We start from the raw sequence: 12,817 nt of genomic DNA on the forward strand, positions 1-12,817 counted from the left end.
ATGGGGCAATCTAGCAAATCAGAGGCGTTGAGGTTCGACCTTACCGCCTCTCCGGGGCACTTGCTTCATCGCGCCCAGCAATTCGCATCCGAGCGGTTTTCCGAGGCGACCGGCGGCGTGGAGCTGACCCAGCGCCAGTTCGCCGTGCTGTGCGCGGTGCATGACGCCGAAGGCCTGACCCAGACCCAGCTGGTGCAGGCCACCGGGATTGACCGCTCCACGCTCGCCGAGCTGGTGTCGCGCATGGCGGCCAAGGGCCTGTTGCTGCGCGAAAAGGCCGAAGGCGACGGACGCGCCAACGCTGTGCGCTTCACCGATGAAGGCCGCGCCCTGTACCAGACCGCCATTGACGGCGCGCGCGCCGCTGACGACGCGATCCTGTCGGCTTTGCCCAAGAACAAGCGCGCCAGCTTCGCCGAGGCGCTCGCACGGATTTCCCGCGCCGTGGATCTGGGCGCCGAGGCGGCAAGGGCCGAAGCCAAGGACGCCAAGTCGGACAAGAAGGCCGGCGACAAGAAGAAGAAAAAGAAGAAGAAAAAGGACAAATAGTCCTACCAGCGCGACGCCTCGCGCAGGGCCTCAGGGTCCACCGGCGCGCCCCCGGCTTCGCGCCAGGCGGGCTCCAGATGCCGCATCCAGACAATGTCGGTCAGCGCCCCGCGCCAGCGCGCGCGAATGCGGCCCTCACCATCGATCACGAAGGTTTCCGGCGCGCCGGTGACGCCCAGCTCGAACGCGGCGCGGCCCTCCGGATCATCGGCCAGCCCCTGGAACGGATCGCCCAGCTCGGCCAGAAAGGCGCGTGCGCGCTCGGGCCGGTCGCGATAGACAATGCCGTAGATGGGCGCGCCGGACGCGTGCAGCGCCATCAGCACCGGATGCTCCACCCGGCAGGGCGGGCACCACGATCCCCAGATATTGAGCAGGTACGGACCCTCTACCGCCGCCGGATCGTAGGCGCCGCGTCCGCCGCGAAACTCTTCCAGCGCCATTTGGGGCAGGGGCCGGCCTTCATGAATGTCGTGACCGGGCGAGGGCGCCAGCAGGGCGACGGCCAGCGCCGCCAGAATGAGCGCAATCACCGCCAGCGGCGCCCAGACGATCAGCCGGTTCATGGCGCTCTGTCATCATGCCCGGGGGCGCGCGCCATCTCGGCCTCCAGCGCCGCCAGTCTTGCGCGCGTCTGCGCGCTGCGGCGCAGGGTGAAAATTGTGAGCGCGCCCACGCACAGCGCCGTGACGCCCCACGCCCCCCAGACCCAGCCGGCATAGCCGCCCATGGCGGCCCAATCAGCGACCGCGCTCATAACGCCAGCTCCTCGGCTTCCAGGCGCTGTTCGCGCCGGCGCAGGAGGACATCGGCGCGGCGCTGCGCAATGAGCGTGCGCATGGCGGTGAGCACCAGCGCGGTCATCAGGGCGGTAAACGCCAGCGCCATCACGAGCAGCGGCCAGAGCTGGCTGGCGTGAATGGTCGGCCCGTCAAAGCGAATGACGCTGGCGGGCTGGTGCAGCGTATTCCACCAGTCCACGGAGAATTTGATGATGGGCAGATTGATCAGCCCGGCCATGGCCAGAATGGCCCCCGAACGGGCGGCCAGGCGCTCGTCCTCGATGGCGGCGCGCAGGGCGATATAGCCGAGGAACAGCAAAAACAGCACCAGCATGGAGGTCAGGCGCGCATCCCACACCCACCAGGCGCCCCACATGGGCCGGCCCCAGATCGCGCCGGTGACCAGGCACAGAAAGGCGAACACGGCCCCCACCGGCGCCAGCGCCCGGGCGGCGAGGTCCGCCAGGTTATGGCGCCAGATGAAATACACGAAGCTCGCCGCGCCCATGCCGGCATAGGCCGCCATGGCCAGCCATGCGGCCGGCACGTGGACATACATGATGCGCACGGTGTCGGCCTGCTGATAGTCCGGCGGCGAGATCACCAGCGCCCAGGGGATGCCCGCCAGAAACAGAACGAGCGCCAGCGCCCACATGACGGGCGTCAGCACGCGCGCCAGGCGCTCGAAGCGTTCGGGATTGGCCAGATAGCTCCACATGTGTGCTGACCTAGCGGTCCGCACCCGCCGGGGCAAGATCGCTCGCGCGCCTGGCGGCTGCGGCCCTGCGACGCGCTATGGGTCTGCGCGCCGGGCCAGCAGGTCGCGGATCTCTTCCAGCAGCGCCACATCGGCGGGCTTGGCGGGCGCTTCGGGGGTCTTGGCCTCGGCCTCTTCGGCCTTGCCCAGCGCCGCCAGCCGGTTCATGGCGCGCACCAGCAGAAACAGGGCGAACGCAACGATGACAAAGCTGATCACCGCATTGATGAACAGGCCATAATTGATCGTCGCGGCGCCCGCCTCGCGCGCGGCGGCCAGGCTGGCGTACTCGGCCCGGTCCAGCGCCAGAAACAGGTTGGCGAAATCCACCCCGCCCAGCGCCAGCCCGATGGGCGGCATCAGGATGTCGTTCACGAACGAGGTGACGATGCTGGTGAACGCCCCGCCCAGAATGAAGCCGACACCCAGGTCGACCACATTGCCGCGCATGGCGAAGGCTTTGAATTCATTGAACATGGGGGCATCCTCCCTCAGCCAGGACTGGCGCCATGATCGCCTGATCAATCCGTGCCCGCAACGAAAATTCCCTACAGATCAAAAGCCTCCAGCACGGCGCGGGCGTGCTTCCCGGCGCGTAACTCCTGATCCGCCCAAGACGACAGCAGGGCGCGATAGCTGACGGCGTGGAAGCGCGCGGCGTCCGCGCCCAGCGCAGCGGCGAAGCGGTCAATCTCGGCGCGGTGGGCGTGATGACGCCGTGCGTCGATCAGGCGGCCGTCAGGCCAGGCGCCGGGCTCGGCATAGGTGTAGATCAGGCGCCAGTCCCGCCCGGTTCTGCGGCCCTCTTCGCTCAGCGCCAGCGCGTGCTTGATCAGCTGGGCCGCGTCCAGCATGGCGAAGCGAAGATCGCCGCCCTGGAGTTTGCGCCGCACGTCATTCCAGCCCGGCAGCGCGCCCCAGACGTCCCGGTCAAAGGCGCTGGAAAAGCGCGCCGCGGACTTGGCTCGGAAGGGCTCGTATCGCTTGGCCTCGACGCCGACCAGCCAGTCGTCACCGGCGACCAGAGCGTCCAGACAGGGATGGCGCCCGCCCCTCCAGCCGAAACGGACCACGGCCTCCAGCGCAACCGTGCGAACGCCCTCTCCCGGCGCGCCCGCAATGGACAGGTCGCACGCCGAAGGGTCGGTCAGGAAATAGCCGAAGACATTCGCCGCCAGCGCAGCCGATGAGGCGGGGTTGTTGAACTTGCCCGATCCCAGCTCGTCGCCGGGTGCGTCCTGATACACTTTGAGTATCGCCGCGTGATCGAGATGCGGCAGCAGGGCGAGTTTGGCGTCGTGGCTCACGCCGCAGGCCCTCAGCCCTTGCCGTCCACCCGCTCGCGCAATTCCTTGCCGGTCTTGAAGAAGGGCACGTGCTTTTCCTTGACCGACACCTGTTCGCCGGTGCGCGGGTTGCGGCCCTCGCGCGGCGGACGGTGGCGGACGGAGAAGGCGCCGAAGCCGCGCAGCTCCACCCGGTCGCCGCGTTCGAGCGCGGCGGCGATTTCTTCCAGAACAGTGTTCACAACGCGCTCCAGATCCTTCTGGTAGAGATGAGGATGCGCCTGTGCGAGTTGGTCGATGAGTTCGGATTTGATCATGAGAAGACCCCTTGCCGGATACGACTTTAGGGAGTCCGGACAAGTCGCGTCAATCGCCAAAAATTGATCCCGGTAAAGAAAAACCCCCGGCGCGGGTCCGCGCCGGGGGCTGTAGGATCAACAACGATGGCGCGCCGGCGCTATTCGCCGTCTTTCTTGGTGGCTTCCTGCTTTTTCAGCGCGGCGCCCAGGATATCGCCCAGCGAGGCGCCGGAATCCGACGAACCGTACTGTTCCACGGCGTCTTTTTCCTCGGCCATTTCGAGCGCCTTGACCGACACCGACACCCGGCGGGTGGCCTTGTCGATCTGGGTGACGCGCGCGTCCACCTTGTCGCCCACCGCAAAGCGCTCGGGGCGCTGTTCGGCGCGGTCACGCGACAGATCGGACTTGCGGATGAAGGCCTTGACCTGATTGTCGGGCCCCAGCGCCACTTCGATGCCGCCGGTGGTGACTTCGGTCACGGTGCAGGTGACGGTCTGACCGCGCTTGTAGGCGCCGTCTTCCATCGGATCGCCGGCCAGCTGCTTGACGCCGAGGGAGACGCGCTCCTTCTCGATATCCACGTCGAGCACCTTGGCGCGGACGATATCGCCCTTCTTGTAGTCCTGGATGGCGTCTTCGCCGGCGCGGTCCCAGTCGAGATCCGACAGGTGCACCATGCCGTCAATCTCCTCGTCCACGCCGATGAACAGGCCGAACTCGGTGATGTTCTTGACCTCGCCCTCGACCTCGGCGCCCGCCGGGTGGGTTTCAGCGAAGATTTCCCACGGATTGCGCTGGGTCTGCTTGATGCCCAGCGAGACGCGGCGTTTTTCCGAATCCACGTCCAGCACCATGACTTCCACTTCCTGGGAGGTGGAGACGATCTTGCCCGGGTGGATGTTCTTCTTGGTCCAGCTCATCTCCGAGACGTGGACCAGGCCTTCCACGCCCGGCTCCAGCTCCACGAAGGCGCCGTACTCGGCGATATTGGTCACGCGGCCCGTAAAGGTCGCGCCCACCGGATATTTGGCGCCCACGCCTTCCCAGGGGTCGGACTGCAGCTGCTTCATGCCCAGCGAGATGCGCTGGGTGTCCTTGTTGATCTTGATGATCTGGACTTTCATCGTCTGGCCGACTTCGACCACTTCGCTGGGGTGGCCCACGCGGCTCCAGCTCATGTCGGTGACATGGAGCAGGCCGTCAATGCCGCCCAGATCCACGAACGCGCCGTAATCGGTGATGTTCTTGACCACGCCTTCGCGCACTTCGCCCTCGGCCAGCTGACCGACCAGCTCGGCGCGCTGCTCGGCGCGGGATTCTTCCAGAACAGCGCGGCGCGACACCACGATATTGCCGCGCGGACGGTCCATTTTCAGGATCGCGAAGGGCTGTTCCTTGTTCATCAGCGGGGTGACGTCGCGCACGGGGCGGATGTCCACCTGGCTGCCCGGCAGGAAGGCGCTGGCGCCGCCCAGATCGACGGTGAACCCGCCCTTGACCCGGCCGACAATGGCGCCGGTGACCGGCTCCTTGCCTTCAAACTGCTGCTCCAGACGATCCCAGGCCTCTTCGCGGCGCGCCTTGTCGCGCGACAGGACCGCTTCGCCCATGGCGTTCTCGATGCGCTCCAGGAACACTTCGACCGTGTCGCCCGCCTTGGGAGCGCCGCCGCCGGGTCCTGCAAATTCGCGCACGGAAATGCGCCCTTCGGTCTTCAGACCGACATCGATGATGACGATGTCGTTTTCAACAGAGGTGACGCGGCCCTGAACGACCGAGCCTTCCATCAGGTCGCGGCCGGCGAGGCTCGCTTCCAGCATCTGGGAAAAGTCTTCACGGCTCGGGGCCGCGGTGGAGGTTTGAGACATGGATTGCTTTCTTAACGTGAGACGGTTTCGGTTTGCGAAAGAAGCCGCCCCTTCAAGGGCGGCGCGCGGGGCTGCTGGGCAGCGCGGCGGCGCAAACGCGGGGTCTGGCGCTGTCCGTCCCGGTCTTGCGGGCGGTCAGGCGCGGGTGGATGACATGGACGGCCAAGGCCGCCCGGCGAGTGAGCTCCGGCGGGCCGGAAGCGCGCGCGTATCTACGCCATCGCCGCGTCCAGTGCAAGCTCAGGGGGGTGTCTGCGGCCCGCTGACCGGCTGGCCATTGCGCAGCACGACGGCGCCGGCCAGCACGTCGGGCGCCATCAGGCGGGCGTTGACGCCCAGACGTTCGGGCTTGGGCTCGGGCGGGACGCCGGACCAGTGGGTCACGCAGCCGCACCGCGCGCACCGGTGAAACATGATCTCGCGATCACCCCAGATATAGGTGTCGGTCGCCGCCCCGCTCAGCGCGATCTGCACCTGCGAGGGATGATAATACGCCCACAGCGCGCCATAACGCCGGCAGATCGAACACTGGCAGTTATTCACCGTCTCCGGCGCTGTCTCGATGCGCAGGCGGACATCGCCGCAATGGCAGGACGCTTCGATCACCCTAAAGCCCGCCGCCGACGCGGTTCTTCCAATAGCCCACATCCTCGGCGTATTTGCCCACCACCTCGCCCAGCACGGCGTTGAGGCGCAGGGTGTGGAAGCTGATCCATTCGCCCTGGTCGATTTCATCGAGGCATTTCATCGAGCTGGTGAGGAAAAACGCGTAGAGCGCAGCCACCAGGATGAAGAGGATGATGAACACCCAGCCCAGCGCCGCAATGGTGTCAAACGGGCTGAGGCCGGTGAAGGAGGCGAGGATGGCGAGCAATCCCGCCAGCGCGCCCAGAAAGGCCGCCGGCACGAAGATCAGGTAATAGCTGGAATTGCGCCGGATCTGGAACACGATGTTGCGCACATAGGTCTCGATGAAAAAGACCCGCAGGGCGAACCAGTTGATGTTCAGCGCCCACAGCCGGGCCTCGTCGGCGAGCTGTTTGGAATCGCGCTCCTGACCCACCGTGACCGATTTGGCTTTGCCGATGGCGGTGCGGTAATGGTCGTTCACCCGGGCGAGATAGCGGGTGAGGAAATTGGCCGTCTCGCGAGCGGTGTTGCGCTGGTACGGGCTGTATTCGGCATAATAGAGCGCCCACATCACCAGCGCCGCCAGCGCGCACGAGCCCGCGCCTGCAATGAGCGAGGACAGCTGCGCGCCGGTAATCGGCCCGGCGGCCTCGTCGGAAATCGGGCTCAGGGCTGCAATCACGCCGGTGTCGTTCAGGACGATATTGATGAGCAGCACCCCGCCCAGAATGAGCGAGAACCAGATCGCCAGCTTGCGCACATTGGCGTTCATCAGCTTGCGGCTCTCATTGAGGAGATACAGAACCCCGCTGTCGGAGTCGTGGAACTGGCGCGCGATCACCGCGCCTTCCACATCCTCGAACAGGGCGCGCGGGTCGGCCTCGATGGGCACCCGGCCGGCCAGGAATGTGTTGGCCAGCTTGGCGTAGTCTTTGGCCAGATCGTCGGTCAGCTCCTCGGGCATGCGCATGTATCCCACGCGCACCGACATCCAGTTGAAGAACACGCCCCGGCGCGAAATGAAGCTTTCCTCGTGGGCGAAATCATTGCCCAGCGCGGTTTCGGTCAGGGTGTGGTGGCCGGACACCGCCGCCGCCGCGACGGCTTCCACCGCCTCATCACCCACATTCGCCGCCGTGCGCCGCCCGGCGCCCAGCAGGCGCAGGATCAGCCGGTAGGGGAAGGTGGCCGCGCGCAGGATGGCGCTGATCAGGGGCCGCGCGCTGGCGCGCGCGATGAACACGATCAGCGCCAGGATCAGCCCGGCGGCGAGGCCGGCGGCAAACCAGGTTGTCACAGACAGGCTCTCGCCCATGGGCGCGCTCTCCCCACCAGCCGGCGCTGCCGCCCCCTCAGGCCTTGCGCAACGCGTGTGGCGCTCACTCTAGCCCGGCGCGGGCGCGGGGGCGAGGGGCGTTAACCCTTAAATCGCGCTCAGGGTCAGAAGGGCACCCAATTGCGTTGGCGCGAATAGGCCAGATAGCCCACATTCGCCCCAGCCCGGAAGCCCACGCCCGAGCGGATCGGCGCCAGGGTGATGTCGTCGGCGCGCTGATAATTCACGCCCAGACCCGCCACGAAGTAAGCTGAGCCCTCCACGCCGGGAAAGCGCTGATAGAGCAGATCGGTGTCGTAGAGATTATAGACCAAGGTGAACACCCGGCTGGCATTGCCGCCGGCGTCAAACCCCACCGACGGACCCTGCCAGTACACCTTGCGGCGCGGCTCGCCCGATTTCATCACCAGATAGCCCTCGCCATAGCGCAGGCCCACACCGATAGCGGCGGACAGCTCTTCACCCGCGATATAGCCCACGGGACGGCCCAGATCGGAGAACACGCGCTCCAGCGCGCTGGCGGCGGCTTCCGCAGTGACGCCGAAGAAATCAGCTGCCGCCTCCACCAGCTCGTCCTGGGAATAGGTGTCGATGTCTGACTGGTATTCGCTGGGCTGTCCGTATTCAGGCTGATCACCGCGCGGCCCGGCCTCGGCGCGGGCGCTGGACTGGCCCGAACCTGTGGCGCTGCAGGCGCCCAGCATGGCCGCAATCGCCAGGGCAGCGGCGGCGCGAAGGGGGAGGGAAAAGGTCATCAGGGCGGTCCTCAACTCGGCGCGGCAGCGCGCGATGGCTTACCCGGCCACCGTCGCGCAGGATTACGGCAGGCTTTGGGCGCAAGGGTTAGCGAGGGGTTAACGGGCGGGGCTCTTCAGCGATATCTGACCTTACCTCGCCGTCGATCCTTGCCGGGCCATTTTCGCAAGCGTCGCAGGCTGTCAAGGACGACGGAGCCTGGCTCGGTCGCCGCAGGGCGGCGGCCCGCAGGGCCGTCCTTGACAGTCTGCGATCGCCTTGCGTGATCTTCCAGCATGGAACGATGGGGAGGTTTGACCTCCGGGTTTTCAGGCCAGAGCCGCCCACGGGGCATCGCTTGGGCCCCTTGGGCCAAGCCCAGAGTTGGCAGAGTCACGTATCGCACCCGCCTCACCGCCTGTTCCGCTTGGCGCGGGGCGGCGCCAGTGCTAACTCCCGCGCCATGAGCACAGATCCCGCCCTGATCCGCAATTTCTCCATCGTGGCCCATATCGACCACGGCAAATCCACGCTTGCCGACCGTCTGATCCAGACGACGGGCGGGCTGACCGCGCGCGAGATGACCGAACAGGTCCTCGACAACATGGATATCGAGAAAGAGCGCGGCATCACCATCAAGGCCCAGACCGTGCGGCTGGAATACCCGGCCAAAGACGGCAAGACCTATGTGCTCAACCTGATCGACACGCCCGGACACGTGGACTTCGCCTACGAGGTCTCGCGCTCGCTTTACGCCTGCGAGGGCGCGCTGCTGGTGGTGGACGCAGCCCAGGGCGTGGAGGCCCAGACCCTGGCCAATGTCTATCAGGCCATGGACGTGAATCTGGAAATCGTGCCGGTGCTCAACAAGATCGACCTGCCAGCCGCCGACCCCGACCGGGTGCGCGAGCAGATCGAGGACGTGATCGGCATCGAGGCCCATGACGCGCTGGAAATCTCCGCCAAGACGGGGCTGGGGATCGACACCGTGCTGGAAGCCATCGTCACCCGCCTGCCCCCGCCCAAGGCCGGCGATCCGGACGCGCCGCTCAAAGCCCTGCTCGTGGACAGCTGGTATGATCCGTATCTGGGCGTGATCTGCCTGGTGCGCATCATGGAAGGCACGCTGAAAAAAGGCATGCGCGTGCGCCTGATGGGCGCGGGCGCCAGCTATGGCGTGGACGGGGTGGGCGTGTTCCGCCCGGCCAAGGAAATCGTGGCGGCGCTGGGGCCCGGCGAGATCGGCTTCCTCAACGCCTCCATCAAACAGGTGCGCGATGCGCGCGTGGGCGATACCATCACCGAGGAAAAACGCCCCACAGCCGCCGCCCTGCCGGGCTTCAAACCCGCCGTGCCGGTGGTGTTCTGCGGCCTGTTCCCGGTGGATTCAAACGAGTTTGACGATCTGCGCGACGCGGTGGAGCGCCTGGCGCTCAATGACGCCTCGTTCAGCTTTGAAATGGAATCCTCCGCCGCCCTGGGCTTCGGCTTCCGCTGCGGCTTCCTCGGGCTCCTGCATCTCGAGGTGATCCGCGAGCGGCTGGAGCGTGAATACAATGTCGACCTGATCACCACCGCGCCCTCGGTGATCTACAAGATGAAGCTGACCGACGGCACGGTTCTGGACCTGCACAACCCCGCCGACATGCCCGACCCGGTGAAGATCGAGACCATTTCAGAGCCCTGGATCAAGGCCACGATATTGGTGCCCGACGAGTATCTGGGCGGCGTTCTGAAACTGTGCGAGGACCGGCGCGGCATCCAGCGCGACCTCACCTATGCGGGCAGCCGCGCCATGCTGGTCTATGAACTGCCCCTCAACGAGGTGGTGTTCGATTTCTATGACCGGCTCAAATCCGTGACCAAGGGCTACGCCAGCTTCGACTATCAGTTCATCGAGCACCGCGAGGGCGACCTCGTGCGCATGTCGGTGCTGGTCAATGAGGAGCCGGTGGACGCCCTGTCCATGATCGTGCACCGCACCCGCGCCGACATGCGCGGCCGCGGCATGTGCGAACGCCTCAAAGACCTGATCCCGCGCCACCAGTTCAAAATCCCGATCCAGGCCGCCATTGGCGGCCGCGTCATCGCCCGCGAAACCATCGCCGCCCTGCGCAAGGACGTGACCGCCAAATGCTATGGCGGCGACGCCAGCCGCAAACGCAAACTGCTGGACAAGCAAAAGGCCGGCAAAAAGAAAATGCGCCAGTACGGCAATGTGGAAATCCCGCAGGAAGCGTTTATTGCGGCGCTGAAAATGGATCAGGATTAGGGGACTTGCGGGCGGGGCTCTTTGAACAGGGGCTTCATTGGACCAATTTTGCCTGCATACCAATCAAACCAAATAAGGTCGTATTTTTCAGCAAAGTATTGCACGAAGTCGTACGGCTCCGCAGAATGTGCGAAGTAGCGCTCGAGATCGTCTAATCCCAGCCCGGCATCCTCGAAATCGATCAGGTAGTCGCGAAGCAGGCACTGGTTCGCTGCGTTCACCCAGTCTCGAAATTTATCGCGATCAACAGACATCGGCCTTGTCGCTTTAGGCGCCTGTCGCACAGGGGCGTGAGCGGCGGCGCTCAATAACAACACCAACGCGCAATAAAATATCGTATGGCCAGGCGTTGGCTATTGTCAATTTCTACCCAACGGAGGCCCGCCACGCCTCCGGCTCCATTGTGAGCGCCGACTCCAGCGGCGGCTTCACGCGATACAGACGCGGCGCCTGCGCGACTTCATAGAGGCGGCAGAGCCTGAAATTATCCGGCCTCTCTTCCGCCAGTGAAACCTCATTACGGGTGAGAAAGAACGGCGTGGTGCGCGCGCCACGCGTCGTTTTGACTTCCAGCAAGCGATCTTCGCCACGGGCGTTGAAGGAATGAATGTCGTAGCCCGCGCCATCGCCATCCTCTTGCGAGACCCAGCGCACTTTTCTGGCGAGGTCGGGACGGTCGAGAGCTGTGAGCCTGCGGCGCTCAAAGTCGACCAGCATGGACTCGCCAGCTAGGCCGAGCTGGCGATTGCGAAAATCCCGGGCAACGGGATCGAATTTGCGCACCAGACGCTCAAGGCCCGGCGGGCGGGGCGTTCTCGGTGCGCCGGGTTCTGGCGGGTCATCGTCCACCACAATCGTTTGCGCTTCCGACGTTGCGAAGAGTCCGGCTGTGTCGGGAGAGCGCCCAGGCGCTGGCGAACCTTCGTCGCCGAAAGTCGACTGCGCTTCGGACATTCCAAAGAGTCTGGCGTTTTCGGGCGAGCGCGAGGCTGCTTCCATGAGGCCCGCTCCCACCCGGCCCCAATCCAAAACTTCAGGGTGGGCGGTGACATAGCGGTCAACCGCATCAAAAATCGCGTTCTGATAATTGGGTTTCGGGCGGTAACCGCGGATCGTCGGCATGCCGAGTTCGCCCAGAACCGCTGAGATGTTCATGTGCTTGAATTCAACGGAGCGATGGGTTCGGCCAATAGCCTCCATCAAGGCCTTGGCATGGTGCGACTTGACGTAAGATTGGCCCGATTGCTCGGCGGCGAGCATGGCGAAATAGTCGCCGATGATGGCGTCCAGCTCGGCGTCGCTCCAATTCGTTCCGTACTTCGCCACGGCCCCCATCCGTCAGAATCTCAAGTGCGCAATCTGACGGCGGCCGCCGCGTATTGTCCATCCCCCTGCATCCCCCCGCTTGACCCGCCTCCGCTCATCGTGAAGCTGGCCGCTCTCGCGCGCTCGGAGCGTTGCGGGGTTTGCAGGCACGACCGGAAGGGGTTTGGATGACGCGGCTGGCGGCGGTGTTTGAGGGGTTGCGGGCGCAAGGCCGCGCCGGGTTTGTCGCCTATGTCATGGCCGGCGATCCGGATGTGGAGACGACGCTGTCCATGATGCGCGGCCTCGCCGATGCGGGGGCGGACATACTGGAACTCGGCGTGCCGTTCACCGATCCCATGGCCGACGGCCCGGTGATCCAGCGCGCGGCGATCCGGGCGCTGGCCGGGGGCATGACGCTGGCAGGCGTGCTGGACCTCACGGCGCGCTTTCGCGCCACCCATCCCGATACGCCGGTGATCCTGATGGGCTATGCCAACCCGTTTCACGCCATGGGGTATGAGGCGTTTGCGCTGGCCGCCGCCGCCGCTGGCGCCGACGGGGTGATCTGTGTGGATATTCCCCCTGAGGAGGATGCGCCCCTGCGCACGGCGCTGGAAGCCGGCGGGCTCGCCTTCGTGCGCCTGGCCGCCCCCACCACCGATGATGCGCGCCTGCCCCAGGTGGCCGCGCACTGCTCGGGCTTTGTCTATTACGTCTCCACCACCGGCGTCACGGGCGCCGGATCGGGCGCCACATCCGACATCGCCGGCGCCGTGGCGCGGGTGCGCGCGGCCAGCGGGCTTCCCGTGGCGGTGGGTTTTGGCGTAAAAACACCGGGGCGCGCCGCCGAGATCGCGACAGTCGCCGACGCCGTGGTGGTCGGATCGGCCATTGTCGAGGCGCTGGAGGTGCACGGGGCTGAGGCCGCCCTGACCATCGCGCGCGACCTGGCGCACGCCACCCATCAGGCGCGCGCATAGACCGATAAACGC

At 65.8% G+C, this 12,817-nt stretch carries 15 protein-coding genes; 3 read left to right on the plus strand and 12 right to left on the minus strand.

Going from position 1 to position 12,817, the window contains the following annotated elements:
• Nucleotides 1-60: 60 nt before the first annotated feature.
• Complete coding sequence (locus tag L2D01_00380; protein WBQ10241.1) at nucleotides 61-549, plus strand: MarR family transcriptional regulator; 489 nt, start codon at nucleotides 61-63, stop codon at nucleotides 547-549.
• 2 nt (nucleotides 550-551) lie between these two features.
• On the opposite strand, the gene L2D01_00385 is transcribed toward L2D01_00380, so the two are convergent.
• From L2D01_00385 to L2D01_00430, 10 genes are all read right to left on the minus strand, one after another.
• Complete coding sequence (locus tag L2D01_00385; GenBank protein WBQ10242.1) at nucleotides 552-1,115, minus strand: DsbE family thiol:disulfide interchange protein; 564 nt, start codon at nucleotides 1,113-1,115, stop codon at nucleotides 552-554.
• Nucleotides 1,112-1,306: a heme exporter protein CcmD gene (gene ccmD, locus L2D01_00390; protein WBQ10243.1), complete on the minus strand. Its 195-nt coding sequence runs from the start codon at nucleotides 1,304-1,306 to the stop codon at nucleotides 1,112-1,114. The genes L2D01_00385 and ccmD overlap by 4 nt, the downstream gene beginning before the upstream one ends.
• Nucleotides 1,303-2,049: a heme ABC transporter permease CcmC gene (gene ccmC / locus L2D01_00395; GenBank protein ID WBQ10244.1), complete on the minus strand. Its 747-nt coding sequence runs from the start codon at nucleotides 2,047-2,049 to the stop codon at nucleotides 1,303-1,305. The genes ccmD and ccmC overlap by 4 nt, the downstream gene beginning before the upstream one ends.
• Nucleotides 2,050-2,124: 75 nt before the next feature.
• The gene (mscL, locus tag L2D01_00400) at nucleotides 2,125-2,565 is read right to left on the minus strand and encodes a large conductance mechanosensitive channel protein MscL (protein WBQ10245.1); all 441 of its coding nucleotides are present in this window, start codon (nucleotides 2,563-2,565) and stop codon (nucleotides 2,125-2,127) included.
• A 71-nt stretch (nucleotides 2,566-2,636) separates the two neighbouring features.
• The gene (locus L2D01_00405; protein ID WBQ10246.1) at nucleotides 2,637-3,395 is read right to left on the minus strand and encodes a hypothetical protein; all 759 of its coding nucleotides are present in this window, start codon (nucleotides 3,393-3,395) and stop codon (nucleotides 2,637-2,639) included.
• An 11-nt stretch (nucleotides 3,396-3,406) separates the two neighbouring features.
• Complete coding sequence (locus tag L2D01_00410) at nucleotides 3,407-3,691, minus strand: integration host factor subunit beta (GenBank protein WBQ10247.1); 285 nt, start codon at nucleotides 3,689-3,691, stop codon at nucleotides 3,407-3,409.
• A 140-nt stretch (nucleotides 3,692-3,831) separates the two neighbouring features.
• The gene (gene rpsA, locus L2D01_00415; protein ID WBQ10248.1) at nucleotides 3,832-5,544 is read right to left on the minus strand and encodes a 30S ribosomal protein S1; all 1,713 of its coding nucleotides are present in this window, start codon (nucleotides 5,542-5,544) and stop codon (nucleotides 3,832-3,834) included.
• A gap of 240 nt (nucleotides 5,545-5,784) precedes the next feature.
• The gene (locus L2D01_00420) at nucleotides 5,785-6,150 is read right to left on the minus strand and encodes a hypothetical protein (GenBank protein ID WBQ10249.1); all 366 of its coding nucleotides are present in this window, start codon (nucleotides 6,148-6,150) and stop codon (nucleotides 5,785-5,787) included.
• 1 nt (nucleotide 6,151) lies between these two features.
• Nucleotides 6,152-7,489, minus strand: a complete 1,338-nt coding sequence (locus L2D01_00425; GenBank protein WBQ10250.1) for a hypothetical protein — start codon at nucleotides 7,487-7,489, stop codon at nucleotides 6,152-6,154.
• A gap of 125 nt (nucleotides 7,490-7,614) precedes the next feature.
• The gene (locus tag L2D01_00430; GenBank protein ID WBQ10251.1) at nucleotides 7,615-8,265 is read right to left on the minus strand and encodes a DUF1134 domain-containing protein; all 651 of its coding nucleotides are present in this window, start codon (nucleotides 8,263-8,265) and stop codon (nucleotides 7,615-7,617) included.
• A 443-nt stretch (nucleotides 8,266-8,708) separates the two neighbouring features.
• Here L2D01_00430 and lepA point away from each other — a divergent pair, with 443 nt between their 5' ends.
• Nucleotides 8,709-10,517: a translation elongation factor 4 gene (lepA, locus tag L2D01_00435; protein WBQ10252.1), complete on the plus strand. Its 1,809-nt coding sequence runs from the start codon at nucleotides 8,709-8,711 to the stop codon at nucleotides 10,515-10,517.
• Here the strand turns inward: lepA and L2D01_00440 are convergent.
• Together L2D01_00440 and L2D01_00445 are read right to left on the minus strand one after the other, a co-directional pair.
• Nucleotides 10,514-10,771 carry a hypothetical protein gene (locus L2D01_00440; GenBank protein ID WBQ10253.1) on the minus strand — a complete coding sequence of 86 codons (258 nt, stop codon included), beginning with the start codon at nucleotides 10,769-10,771 and terminating at the stop codon, nucleotides 10,514-10,516. The two genes, lepA and L2D01_00440, sit on opposite strands and share 4 nt — an antisense overlap.
• 112 nt (nucleotides 10,772-10,883) lie before the next feature.
• Nucleotides 10,884-11,843, minus strand: a complete 960-nt coding sequence (locus L2D01_00445) for a DUF3883 domain-containing protein (GenBank protein WBQ10254.1) — start codon at nucleotides 11,841-11,843, stop codon at nucleotides 10,884-10,886.
• Between the two features lie 167 nt (nucleotides 11,844-12,010).
• Between L2D01_00445 and trpA the strand changes: the two genes are divergently transcribed.
• A complete protein-coding gene (gene trpA / locus L2D01_00450) occupies nucleotides 12,011-12,805 on the plus strand; it encodes a tryptophan synthase subunit alpha (GenBank protein ID WBQ10255.1) in 795 nt (264 codons plus the stop codon).
• Nucleotides 12,806-12,817 lie beyond the last annotated feature (12 nt).

It is taken from the genome of Hyphomonadaceae bacterium ML37, assembly GCA_027627685.1.
In the GTDB taxonomy this organism is placed as follows: Bacteria; Pseudomonadota; Alphaproteobacteria; order Caulobacterales; family Maricaulaceae; genus Oceanicaulis.